The 16171-nt window shown below is 52.6% G+C and carries 15 protein-coding genes; 14 read left to right on the top strand and 1 reads right to left on the bottom strand.

Going from position 1 to position 16171, the window contains the following annotated elements:
• Window positions 1–33: 33 nt before the first annotated feature.
• Entirely contained in the window at window positions 34–852 is an 819-nt protein-coding gene (locus tag QNH46_RS15285) for an AraC family transcriptional regulator (RefSeq protein ID WP_283925062.1), read from the bottom strand.
• Between the two features lie 145 nt (window positions 853–997).
• On the opposite strand from QNH46_RS15285, the gene QNH46_RS15280 reads away from it, so the two are divergent.
• The 14 genes from QNH46_RS15280 to QNH46_RS15215 all read left to right on the top strand — a co-directional run bounded on the left by QNH46_RS15280 (window position 998) and on the right by QNH46_RS15215 (window position 16104).
• Window positions 998–2104: a Gfo/Idh/MocA family protein gene (locus QNH46_RS15280; protein ID WP_283925061.1), complete on the top strand. Its 1107-nt coding sequence runs from the start codon at window positions 998–1000 to the stop codon at window positions 2102–2104.
• A gap of 69 nt (window positions 2105–2173) precedes the next feature.
• A complete protein-coding gene (locus QNH46_RS15275; RefSeq protein WP_283925060.1) occupies window positions 2174–2944 on the top strand; it encodes a sugar phosphate isomerase/epimerase family protein in 771 nt (256 codons plus the stop codon).
• Window positions 2937–4016, top strand: a complete 1080-nt coding sequence (locus QNH46_RS15270) for a Gfo/Idh/MocA family protein (protein WP_213590484.1) — start codon at window positions 2937–2939, stop codon at window positions 4014–4016. The genes QNH46_RS15275 and QNH46_RS15270 overlap by 8 nt, the downstream gene beginning before the upstream one ends.
• A gap of 25 nt (window positions 4017–4041) precedes the next feature.
• A complete protein-coding gene (locus tag QNH46_RS15265) occupies window positions 4042–5010 on the top strand; it encodes a sugar phosphate isomerase/epimerase family protein (RefSeq protein WP_283925059.1) in 969 nt (322 codons plus the stop codon).
• A 252-nt stretch (window positions 5011–5262) separates the two neighbouring features.
• Entirely contained in the window at window positions 5263–5580 is a 318-nt protein-coding gene (locus QNH46_RS15260; RefSeq protein WP_283925058.1) for a winged helix-turn-helix transcriptional regulator, read from the top strand.
• Between the two features lie 58 nt (window positions 5581–5638).
• Window positions 5639–6211 (top strand): FAD-dependent oxidoreductase, encoded by a 573-nt coding sequence (locus QNH46_RS15255; protein WP_213590487.1) that lies wholly within the window; start codon window positions 5639–5641, stop codon window positions 6209–6211.
• A 235-nt stretch (window positions 6212–6446) separates the two neighbouring features.
• The gene (locus QNH46_RS15250; RefSeq protein ID WP_283925057.1) at window positions 6447–7130 is read left to right on the top strand and encodes a hypothetical protein; all 684 of its coding nucleotides are present in this window, start codon (window positions 6447–6449) and stop codon (window positions 7128–7130) included.
• 235 nt (window positions 7131–7365) lie between these two features.
• Window positions 7366–9795: a nitrite reductase large subunit NirB gene (gene nirB, locus QNH46_RS15245; protein ID WP_283925056.1), complete on the top strand. Its 2430-nt coding sequence runs from the start codon at window positions 7366–7368 to the stop codon at window positions 9793–9795.
• A 21-nt stretch (window positions 9796–9816) separates the two neighbouring features.
• On the top strand, window positions 9817–10140 hold the full coding sequence (nirD, locus tag QNH46_RS15240) for a nitrite reductase small subunit NirD (protein ID WP_283925055.1): 324 nt from the start codon (window positions 9817–9819) through the stop codon (window positions 10138–10140).
• Between the two features lie 58 nt (window positions 10141–10198).
• Window positions 10199–10993 (top strand): formate/nitrite transporter family protein, encoded by a 795-nt coding sequence (locus QNH46_RS15235; protein WP_283925054.1) that lies wholly within the window; start codon window positions 10199–10201, stop codon window positions 10991–10993.
• A gap of 243 nt (window positions 10994–11236) precedes the next feature.
• Window positions 11237–12604, top strand: a complete 1368-nt coding sequence (locus tag QNH46_RS15230; protein ID WP_283925053.1) for an ABC transporter substrate-binding protein — start codon at window positions 11237–11239, stop codon at window positions 12602–12604.
• Between the two features lie 100 nt (window positions 12605–12704).
• Window positions 12705–13589, top strand: coding sequence for a carbohydrate ABC transporter permease (locus tag QNH46_RS15225; RefSeq protein WP_283925052.1), 885 nt, complete (start codon window positions 12705–12707; stop codon window positions 13587–13589).
• Window positions 13589–14419, top strand: a complete 831-nt coding sequence (locus QNH46_RS15220; RefSeq protein ID WP_283925051.1) for a carbohydrate ABC transporter permease — start codon at window positions 13589–13591, stop codon at window positions 14417–14419. Before QNH46_RS15225 ends, QNH46_RS15220 begins: the two co-directional genes overlap by 1 nt.
• A gap of 41 nt (window positions 14420–14460) precedes the next feature.
• Complete coding sequence (locus QNH46_RS15215; protein WP_283925050.1) at window positions 14461–16104, top strand: response regulator; 1644 nt, start codon at window positions 14461–14463, stop codon at window positions 16102–16104.
• The last annotated feature ends 67 nt before the right edge of the window (window positions 16105–16171 follow it).

Raw genomic sequence — 16171 nt, 5'->3', positions numbered from 1 at the left:
GGACAAGGCGGCGTTTCGCTATAATGATTTCGTTCAGCCGTCGCTGCGGGCGCTCTGGCGAAACTCCTTGGGCGACATGCCGTATCGCTTGCGAAAGAGGCGGTGAAAATAGTTGTAGTTGGGAAAACCTGAGCTTTCCGCGACATGCTCCAGGGATAACGGGCTATAGATGATGCGCTCGCGCGCCATGTTAATCCGGATTTCCAGCGTGTACTGAATGATGCTCGTGCCGAATGCCTGCTTAAACAGGAATACCGCCCGGGAGACGCTGATGCCGACATGGGAAGCGACGTCTTCCAGCTTGAACGGGGAGGAAGCGTTCTCCTCGATATAGTTCTTGATGCGGTGGGCAAGATATGACTGGGGCGACAGAACCTGATGCTCCTGCAGGTTGCGGTCGATATCCAGACATAAAATTTTCAGGTAATACCCGGCGATCTCCGGCGATGGATTGGAAATTCTGCGCTGCTCCATCATAATCTGCCGGAAGGCGCCGACGAGACCCTCGGACAAGGTGACCTTGAACTTTTGCGGCCGCTTGGTCTGCTGCCACCATCGCTCGACCCAGGCGCCGGATAGGAAGATATGATAATCCGCACTGTCCACCGTAAATTCGCCGGATTGATTTTGCTCGGCTTCGATTTTCAGCTCATAAGGTTCCTCGGGGGCAAACAGCAGAAGATCGCCCGGCTCCAGCAGCTCAAGCTGGCCGTTGATGCGGCTTCGGCATCGGCCTGCCGTCTGGAGACGAATCAGAAAGTGGCCTAATCCGTCATCATTGGACATATGGAACGGCTTCCGGTGAACGGAGTAGCCTGCTGTCAGTATTTGCAAGTCATCATGATGTCGCATACGTTGTCCTCCATTGCTTTGTTAAAAATAATAAGCAGATTGTTCATGTCTCAATCATATTATTCATTTTAAATTGCAACCGATTTAATTACTATGTTAATAGAGTGACGGCAAAACAACAATAACGCTTCTGGGGGTAACTCTAATGACAGCCATGAGAATTGGAATCATCGGATGTGGAAACATCAGCCCAGCCTATTTGAATTATTTGAAGGACAGCACCGTTGCGAAAGTAACGGCCTTGGCCGATCTGCTGCCGGAGAAGGCGGCGGAACGGGCCAAGGAATACGGTATTGAGCAAGTATACTCCGTGGAAGAGATGCTGCAGTCCCCGGACATCGACATCATTCTCAACCTCACGATTCCGGCTTCTCACGCGGCGATCAACATTGCCGCTCTGGAGCATGGCAAGCATGTGTATGCGGAGAAGCCATTGTCGATATCGCTTGAAGACGCTAAACGGACGCTGGAGCTCGCAGAGGCAAGGCAGCTGCGTGTAGGCTGTGCGCCTGACACGTTCCTGGGAGCGGGGCTCCAGACTAGCCGCATGGCGATTCAGGAAGGACGGATCGGCCGGCCGGTTGCGGCTTCAGCGTTTATGATGGGAGCAGGGCCGGAAGGATGGCACCCGAACCCGGATTTCTTTTACCAGGAGGGCGGCGGACCGATGTTCGACATGGGGCCCTACTATTTGACGGCACTGGTCAATTTGCTCGGGCCGATCACTCGCGTTAGCAGTTCAGCGCAAAGCTTGCTCCCAGAGCGTATCGTGAAATCCGGTCCGCGGGCAGGCACGCGCATTCCCGTGCATACGCCGACGCATTACAGCGGAACGCTTGATTTTGCAGGCGGAGCGATCGGTACCCTGATTACGAGCTTCGACATTCCTGGTGGCAGCACGCTTCCCCGCATTGAAATATATGGAACGGAAGGCTCGCTGCTTGTTCCCGACCCGAACTGCTTTGACGGCGAGGTGAAGATTCGCAAATACGACTCCGAGGAATGGAGCATCGTTGAGCCTGCTTTTGCCGGAGGCGCCAACGAGAGAGGCAAGGGGATCGAAGACATGGCCAGAGCGATTCTCGAGAACCGGGAGCACCGGGCCAGCGGCAAGCTTGCCTACCATGTGCTCGAAGCGATGCATGCTTTCCTGTCTTCATCTAGGGAAGAAAGACATATTCATCTGGAGAGCGCCTCATCATTGCCGTCGATCGGGGCTTATCGTCCAGCTGACAAGGCAGTGCTTGTATAGGCCTGGCTAGTTTGGAGCTTCTTAGACAATGGTTATTATTCCATCCAATTACTTATATGAGGTGAGAACATGGCGAATTTAGGATTGCAGCTGTACACGGTTAGAGATCATTTGGAGAAGGACTTTGAAGGCACACTGCGCAAAGTAGCCGAACTTGGCTATAAGGGGGTTGAATTTGCCGGTTATTACGGGCGTACCCCCGGACAGGTTTCCGAAATATTGAAGGAGACGGGCTTAACCGTGATCGGGGCTCATACTTCGTATGACCGCCTGCGCAACGCGCTGGAAGAAGAGATTGCGTTCAACAAAGCGATCGGCAACCGATATCTTATTTTCCCTTTCCTGGCGGAGGATGAGCGCGACCGCTGGCCTGAAGTCATTGAGGATTTGAAGGCGATTGGCAAACGCTGCGCTGCTGCCGGTCTGGGGCTTCTATATCACAATCATGAGTTCGAGCTGACCGAGACGCTGGACGGCCAGCCGGTGCTTGATGCAATCTATGAGCGCGTCGCTCCGGAATTGCTTCAGGTTGAACTGGACTCCTGCTGGGTAACCTATGCAGGCTTCGATCCGCTGGCGTACATAGCGAAATACAGCGGCAGAATTCCTTTATTGCATTTGAAGGATATTGTCAAGAAAGAGGACGGATCTGCGGAAACGGTTGAGCTGGGCCGGGGAATCGTCGACATCAAGGCGATTGCGGATGCCGCTGCCGCAGACGGAGTGCAGTGGATCATCGTAGAGCAGGATTACTGCGCTGGAGATTCGCTGGAGAGCATTGCAGTAAGCATGGAATGGATTAAAGGTTATGTTCAAGAGGGAGGAAAAATCAATGTCTAAAACGTTAAAAGTAGCCATCGTTGGGTGCGGTGGAATCGCGAACGGCAAACATCTGCCGAGCTTGGCTAAGCTGCCTGAGGTTCAAATGGTCGCATTTTGCGATATTATAGAAGAGCGGGCTCAAAAGGCCGCGGAGGAATATGGTGTGGAAGGCGCTAAAGTGTTCACGGACTACCGCGAGCTGCTGAAGGAAGATGTGGATGTCGTTCACGTCTGCACGCCGAACGATTCGCATGCCGAGATCACGATCTCATCGCTGGAATCCGGCAAGCATGTGATGTGCGAGAAGCCGATGGCCAAAACCGCAGAGCAGGCGCGTCAAATGCTCGATGCAGCCAAGCGCACCGGGAAGAAGCTCAGCATTGCTTACCAGAACCGCTTCCGCAGCGACAGTTTGTATTTGAAGCAGCTGTGCGAGGATGGGGAGCTGGGCGACATCTATTTTGGGAAAGCGCTCGCCATTCGCCGCCGTGCCGTACCGACATGGGGCGTGTTCCTGGACGAGGAGAAGCAGGGCGGAGGACCGCTGATCGACATCGGCACGCATGCGCTTGACCTGACGTTGTGGCTGATGGACAACTATGAGCCGAAAAGCGTTACGGGCTCGGTATTCCATAAGCTTGGCAGCCGCGAAAATGCCGCCAACGCGTTCGGCCCTTGGAATCCGGAGGAGTTCAAGGTTGAAGATTCAGCATTTGGCTTCATTACAATGAAGAACGGCGCCACGATTATGCTGGAATCCAGCTGGGCCTTGAACGTGGTGGAGACGGGCGAAGCGAAGACGCTGCTCTGCGGTACGGAAGGCGGAGCGGACATGAAGGATGGCCTGCGGATCAACGGCGAGAAGCTGAGCCGGCTGTACGAGACGAAGGTTGACTTTGGCGCCGGCGGCGTAGCTTTCTTTGACGGCGAGCAGGAGACCGATGCCGTTCGTGAGGCGAGAGCTTGGGTTGAGGCGATTCTGGAGGATAAAGAGCCGCTCGTCAAACCGGAGCAAGCGCTTGTAGTCACCGAAATTCTGGAGGCGATCTATACTTCCGCGAGAACCGGCAAGACCGTATATTTTGACTAATCCATAAAGCTAAGGAGGTTCATCCATGAAACTAGGGGTATTTCTCGTTCTGTTTGGCGGGCGTTCATTGGAAGAGGCGCTGGATATGGCGGCAGCGGAGGGATTAAAGGCGGTGGAAATCGGTACCGGCGGCTATCCCGGCAATTCCCACTGCAATCCGGACGTGCTGCTTGAAGACAAAGCGGCCTTGGAGCGCTTCAAAAAAGCGGTGGAATCGCGCGGCATGATCATCAGTGCTCTGAGCTGCCATGGCAACCCGCTCCATCCGCAGAAGGCGATAGCTAAGGAATTCCATGATGCGTTCGTCAAGACGGTACAGCTCGCGGAGCGGCTGGAGGTTCCGGTCGTCAATACGTTCTCGGGCTGTCCGGGCGACCATGAGGATGCCAAGTATCCGAACTGGCCGGTAGCCCCTTGGCCGAACGATTACCAGGAAATACTGGACTGGCAGTGGGAGAACAAAGTGATCCCTTATTGGACGGAATGGGGAAAATATGCTGCGGACCGCAATGTGAAAATTGGTCTAGAGCTTCATGGCGGATTTTCCGTCCATACGCCTGGGACCTTGCTGCGTCTGCGCGAGGCCGCAGGCGAAGTGATCGGAGCTAACCTGGATCCGAGTCATATGTGGTGGCAGGGCATCGATCCGGTACAGGCGATTTCCATTCTGGGCCGGGCGGGAGCGATTCACCATTTCCATGCGAAGGATACTTCGGTGGACCCAATCAATGTCAATATGCACGGCATTACGGACATGCAGCCGTATACGGCGATGATGGACCGGGCTTGGCAGTTCCGTACGGTCGGCTACGGCCATGATCTTAAGACGTGGAGCGATATCATCAGCGCTCTTCGCCTGGTCGGCTACGACTATGTGATCAGCATCGAGCATGAAGACGGATTGATGTCGATTGAGGAAGGCTTCACGAAGGCGGTACGCAATCTACAGGGAATCATGATCGAGGATTCCGCCACCGATATGTGGTGGGTATAATTGGTTAAGGAAGCAGTATACTAGAATTAGCGGCTACCGCCTCGGTAGCCGCTTTTTGTTAGATGGCGCGTGACAAGTAGATAGGCAAGGAAGAAATGAAACTTAAAGCGGATTCACTCTGCGCTCTTTTTGCGGTATAATCAAATATTATCCCAGTGTTCACGGTGTAAAAAATATGTTAAGGTTGATATATACTAACTAAACGTAAGTTTTAGGTTTTCCGAGTTCACTCGGGTAGAGAGGTGAAGAGCAATGGAAGATGCGCATCATACGCTGTGTCCGCGGTTCGAGTCGGCATTCTCGATCTTGGGCAAGCGCTGGAACGGACTGATCATTCATTCGTTGATGACCGGGCCTAAGCGATTTAAGGACATCTCCAACTTGATTCCGTCGATGAGCGATAAAATGCTGTCCGAACGGATGAAGGATCTGGAGAATGAAGGCATTCTCGTCCGTCACGTATATCCGGAGACGCCGGTGAGAATCGAATATGAGCTGACGGAAAAAGGGCTGGCATTAGGACCGGTCATGGGCGAGGTTCAATGCTGGGCCGAGAAATGGATCGAATAAGCTTCGTGCCGTTACCTGAGACGGATCGGCACGAATAATAACGAAAGTGGGTGTACTTGTGGCTGAGGTCATTGTGATCGGAGCAGGGCCAGCGGGAGCCAGCGCAGCTTTGTTCCTGGCAAAGGCAGGGAAGGAGACCCTTGTGCTTGATAGCAATACGAGCATGACTAAACGGGCATGGATCGAGAACCATTATGGAGCCAGAGGAATATCCGGTCCGGAGTTACTGCAAATTGGACGTGAACAGGCAGAGAAGTTCGGGGCCAAATTCATCGAAGAGAAGGTAACGGCCATTGATACGAATGGCGGTTCGAAAGTGACCGTGAAGACGGATTCAGGCCGCAGCTTTGAAGCATCCCATATTATTCTGGCTACGGGCGTCCTGACCGATTTGGCCAGCTCCATCGGGCTCGAACTGAAGGAAGGCACGGAACCGCGGATCAAGACGGTGATCCAGACGGACGGAGCTGGAAGAACGAGCAAGCCGCGGATCTGGGCAGCGGGCACGGCTGCCGGCGTCAGCGTCCATACGATCATTACCGCAGGCGACGGAGCTAAGGTAGCCATCGAATTAATCAGCGAGCTTAATGGCGAACGCTACGTTGACCACGATATACTTAAAAGCGAATAACGAAATTGAAGTTATCATGTTATTGTTCTAGATGCGGGCTGCCCTGAAGAGGGGGCCTTTTTTTGTTGGTAGAAATGGTCGGTGGTCTACTATAGTATATGTACTTTAAAATACTTTGCTCTGCATCTATGTTTGAGAACTGGAATCGAGTCCGTTATGCTAGAAAGAGAGAACTCGGGTGAGGCCTAAATGGAAAGCAGGTGCAGATATGAACTATAAGACGGCTTTTATATCAATGTTGACCGCCATGCTCGCTCTGCTCGGGACGGGCTGTGCGTCGCAGACTATAGAAGAGCCTCCGGCTCCGGTGGAACATAAGCATGAGGAACATGACATTACTTTGAAAATCGATGGAAGCACCTTGATCCCTGATGTAACCAGCAGTATTCATTTTGATTATATGGAGGGACTTACCGTACGGCAGGCGCTGGAGAGTCAGCTGATCCAGCTTACGAGTGATGGCAAAGGCATCTTGTCCGTTGGGGATGTAGCGCTGGATACGACTCTGGAATGGGGCGTGAAATTAAACAAGCAGGACTTGAAGCTGGAGGACTGGAACACTAAGCTGAAGAAGGGCGACGTTATCCTCGTCTATGTCAAGACGGTGAGCAGTGAAGGGGATTTGACGGGACAGGAAGCGATCATATTAACCGTAAATTATGGCGTCGCTGGCGGCGGGGAACGGCTGCAGTTTGTGAAACGGTATGAAGATAACATTACGGTAAGGGATCTGCTGAGAATGAGCGGAATCGTTACATTCAATTTGAACAACAAGCAGATTATCGCGGTAAATGGGCAACAGCCGGGCATGCATGAAATGTGGGTTTTAAAGGTAAATCATAAAGAGCTTAAGGAGAACGGGCTGGAAATGCGCCTTAAACCGCATGATAACGTGCAGCTGGAGCTGATCAGAATGTAAATTGGTGATCCTGTGCTCTGAGGGATTGCATTTCGCGAAGATTGGACTAAAATTGCGCAAGGCCGATTTTCGCGAAATGCAGGCTGCAAGCGGGAAGAAAAGAAAAATGTGACAGTTCTTGTGATAATATTCACAATTAATGTGAATGTAATCACAATCTCATAAAATTTTAATTATATAATAACACCATGAAATGGAAACGAAGGATCAAGTTAAGAAGGAGGCATTCTTCGATATGAATACTCACAAACCTAAACTGGTCGTGATCGGGAACGGGATGGCCGGAATCAGTACAGTCGAACAAATTCTGAAGCTGACAACACAATTTGAAATTACGGTATTCGGCAGTGAGCCGCATCCGAACTATAATCGCATCATGCTCTCTTATGTGCTTGAGGGAAGCAAGACGATCGACGATATCGTGCTTAATGACTGGCAATGGTATGCGGACAACGGTATTACGCTGCACACGGGAACCAAAGTCGTAAAAATTGACGAAACGCACAAGGAAGTAGTGACCGAAGAGGGGATGCGGGTTCCTTACGACAAAGTGATTATCGCGACAGGATCAAACTCATTTATTCTGCCTATTCCGGGCAGCGACAAACAAGGCGTGATCGGCTTCCGCGATATTGCAGACTGCAATCAGATGCTGGAGGCTGCTAAGACGTACAAGAAAGCGGCTGTCATCGGCGGGGGACTGCTGGGGCTCGAGGCTGCCAAAGGGCTTGTACAATTGGGCATGGACGTTACGGTTGTCCATTTGATGGAGGATCTGATGGAGCGGCAGCTGGACCATCAGGCCGCGCTTATGCTGCGCGCGGAGCTGGAGCGCCAGGGCATTAAGTTCAAAATGCAGGCGCAGACGGTCGAGCTGCTTGGCGGCGAGAGAGTGAGCGGCCTTCGCTTTGCCGACGATACCGTGCTGGACGCAGAGTTCGTCGTAATGGCCGTAGGCATCAAACCAAACGTTGAGGTAGCCAGGAACAGCGGCATCGAAGTGAACCGAGGCATCGTCGTTAACGATTACATGCAGACGTCGATGAAGGACGTATATTCGGTAGGCGAGTGCAATGAGCATCGCGGCGTATGCTACGGCCTCGTGGCTCCGCTCTTCGAGCAGGGTATGGTGCTGGCAAAGCATATTTGCGGAGTAGAAACCGCCGCCTATGAGGGATCGGTCGTATCAACGAAATTGAAAATTTCCGGCGTGGACGTATTCTCGACCGGCGAATTTATTGACGGACCCGAGCATACGGTCATCGTGAGCAAGGATGATTGGAAGCGCACGTATAAGAAGATCTTGCTGAAAGATGGCATTATGGTTGGCGCCGTCCTGTATGGGGACATCACGGATTCGGCGGAGCTGCAAAAGCTGATCAAACAAAAAACGACCATGACCGACGAGCTGTACAATACGCTGATGGGCACAGGCTGCTGCGGCAGCGGGGCGAAGAAAGCGGCCACGGTCGAGACGATGTCCGACGATGAAATCGTCTGCGGCTGCAACGGAGTGACCAAAGGAAGTATCATTGACGCAGTTACGAACCAGGGCCTGACGACGGTAGACGAAATCAAGGCCTGCACTGGGGCAACCCGTTCGTGCGGAGGCTGCAAGCCGGTCGTTGAGCAAATTCTGCAATATGTGCTGGGAGACGGGTTCAAAACCGCAGCGAAGCAGGGCATCTGCGGCTGCACCACGCTCAGCCGCGACGAAATCGTCGCCGAGATCAAAGCCAAGGGTCTGCAGACGACCAAAGAGGTCATGCATGTTCTCGGCTGGAATGAGCCGGAAGGCTGTTCGAAGTGCCGCCCTGCGCTCAATTATTACCTGGGTATGATCTATCCGGACACCCATGAGGACGAGAAAGAATCGCGCTTCGTCAATGAACGGATGAACGCCAACATTCAGAAGGATGGAACGTATACGGTCGTTCCGCGGATGTACGGGGGCGTAACGACACCGGAAGATTTGAAGAAGATCGCCGATGTCTCGCTGAAATACGACGTTAAGGTAGTTAAAGTGACCGGTGGCCAGCGCCTCGATTTGATTGGCGTGAAAAAGGAGGACCTGCCGAAGGTATGGGAAGAGCTCGGCATGCCGTCGGGGTATGCTTACGCCAAATCGCTGCGTACCGTCAAGACCTGCGTAGGCTCGCAGTTCTGCCGTTTCGGCACCCAGGATTCGATGAGTATGGGAGCGCTGCTGGAACGCAAGTTCGAGCGGATCGACTATCCGGCCAAATTCAAAATGGCTGTCAACGGCTGCCCGCGAAATTGCGCGGAAGCGTGCACGAAGGACATCGGCATCGTCGGCAACGACGGGGGCTGGGAAATCTTCATCGGCGGCAACGGCGGCATTAAAGCCCGCCTGGCGGATTCGCTATGCAAGGTGAAGACGGATGAGGAACTCATCGAAGTATGCGGCGCCGTCATCCAATATTACCGGGAGACGGGCAATTATCTGGAACGCACCTCGGAATGGGTCGAACGCGTTGGCTTGGAGCAAATCAAGGCTGTTGCCGTCGACGATCTGAACCATCGCCGGGAGCTGGTAGAGCGCGTCGAGTTCGCCTTGAAACAGGCGGAGGAACCTTGGAGCAAAATGCTGAATGACCATGACAGCCGCAGCAAAATGTTCCATAGCGTAGAAATGAAGGGATAACGATCAGAGAGGAGAATGGAGATGGGAGCAACGCAGGAGACCATGCACCATGTAGGCACGCTGGATATGTTTATGAAGCAGATCGGGCGGATCGTGGAATTAAACGGCGAGCAAATTGCCGTATTCCGCGATTCCTCCGACCGGATTTATGCCGTTGAGAACAGGAATCCCCACCCAAAGGGCGGACCGCTGGCCGAGGGCATCGTGTCGGGCCACTATTTATATGATCCGCTGTACGATTGGAAGATCGATTTAACAACGGGGCTGGTACAAGCTCCAGATACCGGACAGGTAAAGGTATATGAGGTGAAGGTAGAGAACGGCGGCGTATGGATTGGCGCATAGGAAGTTAGTCGCGTTTTCAAGCTTGTATGAAGACGGGAGCAAAGGGGAGAGAACTGGTATGTATACACAAAATATCGAGGCCATTATTGAAGCGGCAGTCAAGAAAAGGGATGCGATGCGGGAGAGCCTGCCGAGGTATATCGTATCCGCATTGCTCGCCGGTGCCTATGTGGGGCTCGGGATCATCCTTATTTTTAGTCTCGGCGCTCCGCTGGCCAAAGCGGAATCTCCCATTCAATCGCTCGTCATGGGGGCATCCTTCGGGATAGCCCTCACCTTGGTCGTCTTTGCCGGCTCGGAGCTGTTTACGGGAAACAACATGTTTTTTACGATCAGCACGCTCGCTAAGCGGACGTCGCCAGGCGACACACTGAAGAACTGGGCGATTGTGTTCCTTGGCAACTTGGCGGGCGCAGTGGCGCTAAGCCTGCTCATTGTTGGCTCGGGCCTGTTCAAGGCAGCTGGACCGGAGCATCTGATCTTCGCCGCTTCAGCGAAAAAGATGGCCGCCCCGATATCAGAGCTGTTTTTTCGCGGAATATTGTGCAACTGGCTGGTCTGTCTGGCGCTATGGATGGCGAACCGGGCCAAGGATGACATCTCCAAGCTGGTGTTGATCTGGTGGTGCCTCTTTGCCTTTATTGCCAGCGGTTACGAGCACAGCGTCGCCAACATGACCTTACTCAGTCTTTCGCTGCTGCTCCCGGGCCATCCGGAGACGATTTCTCTCGCCGGCTGGCTGCACAACATGATTCCCGTAACGCTGGGGAATATGATAGGCGGCATCGTATTCGTAGGCATGGCCTACTGGTTCATCTCCCCTGTACGCAAGCAGAATGGTGACTCGAAATGAAGAAGCGGATATAGCAACAAGGCGTCCTGTCAGCCGGTCACGGCTGGGGACGTCTTTTTTTTGCTTCGGCCTAGAGCTTGGACGACGGCGCTGGTGTTGACGCTGGTGCTGATGCTCATGCTGGAAATGAAGTCCATAGAAATATCTCCTCGAATAGTGGATTTGTCATCCTTACAGGCCGGAAGCCTTATTTTATAATGAGGGTGCAAAGCAATACTACTCATTTATTAGGGAGGTCAAACCGTGAGAAAGAGTCTGATGATGATGTTAAGTCTGATTTTCATGGCCGGCGCTTTGGTGGCAGGCTGCGGAAAAAGCAACAACGCCGCAGAACCGGTTAACACGGGCACCAACGGCGGGAATGCTCCACAAGGCAGCAAGGCGGAGCCGTTTGAGTTAAAGATGCGCCATATCGAAATCGGGGAACCGAACAAAAATCGATTGGCTCGTTTGGAGGCAGTAAAGAACAAAACCGAGGAGCAGGTTCCTGGTTTGACGATCAAGCTGGACGGTGTGGATAGTGAGGTTAACCGGAAAGACAAGCTGAGAAGCGAAATGGCTGCAGGCAATCCTCCGGATATTTTCGACGCCTTCGGCAGCCCGGATATCGGCGTATACGCCAAAGAAGGCTTGGTTCTCGACATCGGTCCAATTCTGGATGAGTTGAATTTGAGGGACCGTTTCATCAACTTGGATCCTTGGACATACGATGGCAAAATATACGGCCTGCCAAAAGGCGGATCGATCGAAGGATATTTCTATAACAAAGAGTATTTTGCTGCGAAAGGGCTGGAAGTCCCGAAAACGCTGGCCGAATTGGAAGCGCTTGCCGAGAAAGTGAAGGCTGATGGCAAGGTTCCTTTCGCCCAAGGCTCCAAGGATGCCTGGGTACCGCTCATGACGACGAATAACCTGTGGTCGTATTATGCGGGAGCGGATTTCACGGCGGGATTCAAGACCGGGGAATCGAAATGGAACGATCCGAAAATGGTCGAAGCCGTGAGCAAACACCAGGAATGGGTGAAGAAGGGTTATTTCAAGAAGGGTGAGCTTGGCATCGACTACAATAGCCAGCGCAACCAGCTGCTGACCGAAGAGGCCGTTATGATGTACGACGGTTCCTGGGCATCTTCGGTGTTCAACGATGCGGTTGACGCGGACGGCAAGAGCAAGTTTGGCTTCTTTGTCATGCCACCGCTGAATGAAGGAGACGGCTTCAGCTCGATGGTTGACTCGAACAACGGCTATGGGTTCTCTGCGAAGGTAGCGGATGATCCGCAAAAATTGGAAGCGGTTAAGGCGTTCATTAAGAACTTTTTCAGCGATGAAGTCCAATTGCAAAGTCTGAAGGAGGACGGACTGCTGCCTTCCATGATTTTGAGCGAGGGAGACCTGCAGGCCAACGCGGCTAATGATCTGATCAAGGAAATCATTCTGCGCATGAATGAACTAGAGTACAAGTGGCCAGCGTTCGATGCCTTGGTGCAGGCTGAAGTCAATACCGAGCTTAGCAGCGGCATCCATCGCGTCATCGAAGGCGTGCAGGACCCGCAGGCTATGCTTGACGCCGTGCAAAAAGTACAAGACGAAGCGAATGCAGCCGGACAATAACAGCGTATATTGACATGTGGAGCACCCCAGCTAATCCAGGTGGTGCTCCTTTTCACAGCACAGCCATGTTGCAACCAAGTAAGAAGCTGGAGGGTTTTCTATGAATAAGGCGATGAGAAGTCCGCTGATGTATGCGTTGTTTCTGATCCCGACCTTTGTCGGTATCGTATTATTTTTTATTTATCCCGTAGCTAATGCCGCATTTTACAGCTTCACCGATTGGAACGGGATTGCCAAGACGTATAACTTCACCGGGTTAGCAAATTATACGAAGTCCATGAGCCAAAACGCGTTTTGGGTATCGGTCAAAAATAACGGTTTCTTTATTTTGTTTTCTGTTTTTATTCAAGTTCCGCTGATTATCCTATTCTCGCTTCTGATTGCAAACGTCAAGAAGCTGAAGGGGCTGTATAAAACGGCCGTGTTCATGCCTTCCGTCATGTCGACGGCGGTGATCGGTATTTTGTGGGGATTCATTTATGAACCGGATATCGGGCTGTTCAACCATGTGCTTGGACTGTTCGGCATCGACAAAGTTTATTGGCTGTCGGACCGCAACTGGGCCATGATCTCCATCCTGATCACGAACGCTTGGCAGTGGACAGGATTCTATATCGTCATGGTGCTGGCGGCGATCATTTCCATTCCGAAGGAGCTGGACGAAGCGGCGATGATTGACGGGGCGACAGGCTTCCAGCGGGCCATGCGGATCACGATGCCGCTCATTATGCCGATCGTGTCGGTTGTCATCATGCTGTCGATCGCCGGAGCCATGAAAGCGGCGGACATTATTATCGTCATGACCAAGGGCGGACCGGCCGGTTCTACCGAGGTGATGGCCACCTACATGCTGAAGCACTCCATCACCAGCTTTAAATACGGATACGGGAACAGCATCGCGGTCTTGATTTTTATTTTTACACTTATCATTACTGCGCTTTATCAAGTCCTTGTAGTGAGAAGAACGGAAAGGATCGAATATTGATGACAAAAAAACTCAAGGGCAGCCTGGCTCATATTCTGTTGATGATTTATTTGCTGGTCATATTGTATCCATTCTTGTTCGTGCTGTTCTCATCGGTGAAGACCGACAATCTGGCGATCGCCCAAAATCCGTTCGGCTTTCCGAAAGAATTCCAGTGGTCGAACTACGTGGAAGCCTGGGTGAATGCGAAAATAAGCACTTATTTTCTGAACAGCTTGTACATTGCTGTCATTGCCGCGATAGCTACGATCATCATGGCTTCCATGGCCTCCTTTGCGCTTACCCGGATGCGGTTCACGAAGCTTAGCCCGATGCTGTATCAAATCATCATTTTAGGCATACTCATACCGGGAAATGCTTTGCTGCTGCCAATATATAATTTGATGCGCTCGACGAACCTGCTGGATACGCACTGGGCGTTGCTCATCCCTTACGCGGCGAATTCTATCCCGTTTTCGGTCGTCATTTTAACGGCTTTCATGAAATCGCTGCCCAGTGAGATCGAGGAAGCTGCCGTCGTGGACGGACTGAGATCTCCCGGCATTTTTGCCCGAGTGGTGATGCCGCTCACGGTTCCGGCGCTTGTGACGGTCTTTATCGTTAATTTCCTCGGCAACTGGAATGAATTTTTGCTTGCCAATTACTTTCTGTCCGAGGACTCGCTTAAGACACTCCCAGTGGGAATGGTAGGCTTCCGTGACGCATTCAGCATTAACTATGCGCAAATGTCGGCCGGAATCGTCTACAGCGTCGTACCCGTCATGGTGATCTATGCCATTCTGCAAGAGAAGATCATTGAAGGTTTGACGGCCGGAGGGGTAAAAGGATAGATTAACAGTAGAACGGTAACGACGAAATGGGGTAATGCTCTGTGGATATCAAGGCGCTGCTCATTGATGACGAGCCTCTCATACTCAATCATTTGAAGAATGCAATTCCTTGGAACGAAATGCAGATCGAGCTTGTCGGGACGGCTCGCAACGGCGTCAAGGGGCTGGAGCTGGTCATGGAATTTGAGCCGGACATCATTCTGTGCGATATCCGGATGCCGCTGATGGACGGCCTGGAATTTCTCCGGGAGATCCGCAGGCTCGGCTATGAGACTGAGGTTATTATGCTGACCGGGTATCAGGAGTTCGAATATGCCCGGCTTGCGCTGCAGCACGGAGTGAAGGACTATATTCTGAAGCCGATCAATTATACAGAGCTGGAAGCGGCGATTGGCAAGCTTGCGGATGAAGTCCGCTCGCGCCGGTCGGAGAAGCGCTGTGCGGAGCGGCAGCTGCAAAGGATGATCGGACTCGCAAACGAGAAAATGATGTTCGACGTGCTGATGGGCTTTGCGGCCGATGTGCCCCGATGGGGTTTGGAGGAGGAGCGGGGCAGGGAGCTTCAATACGCTCTGTTCCTGGTAGACTTGGACGATTATGCGCAGCGTACCGTGTCATGGACGGAGCAGGAGCGCAAGCTGTGGAATTTTGCGGTGCGCAATGTGCTGCAGGAGGCAATTCCGGGCCAGAAGCCTCATTATACAGTGGTCCAAATGCGCCAGGGGGAGTGGTGCGTCCTGCTGCAGTTCGAGCGTTCGGGTAATGCTGCCAGCTCACCGCAGATGCAGGAGTGGGCCCGGGAAATCCAGCGGGCGGTCAAGGACCATATCAAGCTAACGGTCAGTCTGGCTTGGGAGCAGGGGCCCCTGGAGATCGGGGGACTGTCCCAGACGTATATGAAGCTGCAGCGCGGCTTAATGCTGCAAGCGGGCCATGAACAGCTGCTCCCTATGACGGAGGACGCGCTGGCGCGCGATGCGGCTGCGGTGTCGGAATGGCAGCTTGTTGAGGAAATCACTTCAGGTCTGAAAATGTACGACAAATCGAAGGTCGAGCAGGGGCTTGGGCAGTTGAAGGCCAATTTGCCGCATATTTCCGAGCGTTCGGCGCTGGGAATCGAGAAGTTTTTGCAATATAGCATTATTCATCTGCTCCGGGAAATGCGCGAGCTTGATTTTATGAACTCCCGGGAAGAGGGGAAGATGTGGCAGCATTTGCAGCACAGCCAGAACGTGAAGGATTTGCTGAACGTGATCTCGGAGCTGGAGAGCCACATCAGGGAGCTTGAGATCAATAAGAAATCCAGCGAGCTGCTGATGATTTCGGCCGGAGAATATATTCAGCGCAATTTGAGTACGGACATTGGGGTCGACGACATTGCGAATCACCTGAATATCAGTTCTAGCTATTTCAGTCATCTGTTTAAGAACCATTACGGGGAGACGTTCGTTGAACATTTGCGAAAACAGCGCATGGAGCTTGCCAAGACGATGCTAAGGTTGACTTCCCGCAGCGTAACCGAAATCGGCGCCCTGGTCGGCTATAGCGACAGGCGTTATTTCTCCAAGGTATTCCAGCGCTATACCGGCGTAACTCCGACCGAGTACCGGGAACAGGAAGAGGCGCGAGGAAGCGGCAATGAGCCGGCGAATGCGGGTGCGGATTCCAACAAGCAGCAAATATAAGTCTCGCAGGAACTGCCTTGCAGCAAAATGAAAAGCAACCTCCTCCCGGCCCGAGATGAGGTTGCTT

This window comes from Paenibacillus woosongensis (assembly GCF_030122845.1).
Lineage (GTDB): Bacteria > Bacillota > Bacilli > Paenibacillales > Paenibacillaceae > Fontibacillus > Fontibacillus woosongensis_A.
The sequence above is the reverse complement of the archived record's forward strand: the minus strand, read 5'-3'. Positions and strand labels throughout refer to the sequence as shown.